Genomic DNA, 744 nt, shown 5'->3' with positions numbered 1-744 from the left:
ATGCTTTTCTTTGGCATCGGCAAAAACACGTTCGATCGTCTCTTTGCGCTTTCCGTATATCTCTTTGATTTCATGATGATGTCTCAAGTCCTCCGCCACCTCCAGGTCCTTCTGCCAGATATGGCGTTGAATGATCTTCTGATGGTTCTTGCTCTGCGTACACTGGCTAATCACAGGACAGGATTTACAGATCGAAGGTTGCGAGGCATACTGGCGGTATCCTTCCTTTGTGGTGGTCCGGTAGGAAAGGATCTGTCCTTTCGGACAAATATAACCGTCATTGTGTTTGTCATAAATATACTCGTTTTTTCTGAAGAAGCCTTTCTTGGTCATTGGCCGTTTATATGGAAGCACAGGAAGAATCTGATTCGCGATCAGGAAATTCGCGATTGCTGGTGTCTTGTAGGCTGCATCAGCGGCAACGGCAACCGGCCTTTCCACCTTGTCGATGACTTTCAATACCAGTGGCTCAAGCATATGACTATCGTGCATATTCCCTGGGGTGACGATATTGGCCAGCACAAATCCTTTTTCGTCCGTGGCTGCGTGGAAGGAATAGGCGAACTGCTTTGTCCTTTCATCCTTTACATAGTAGCCACTTTCCGGGTCTGTTGTTGATTCCTTCATTTCCTTATATTCTTCCTTTTCGAATTTCTCAGGAGGGAACGGTTTCTTTCCGTTCTCCATACGGTCCAGGTTGAGCTCTTCCTGCAGCTTCTTCTCATAGGCACGGGCCTCTTTTCG

General features: G+C 47.0%; 1 protein-coding gene. It reads right to left on the bottom strand.

From position 1 onward, the window contains the following. Nucleotides 1-744, bottom strand: a 744-nt coding sequence (locus AC0TWI_RS09140; RefSeq protein ID WP_488126039.1) for a transposase, incomplete at both ends; no start/stop codon positions are given.

The organism is Lederbergia sp. B243.17 (assembly GCF_057657925.1).
Note: the sequence above shows the minus strand (reverse complement) of the source record. Positions and strands in the feature narration are given on the sequence as shown.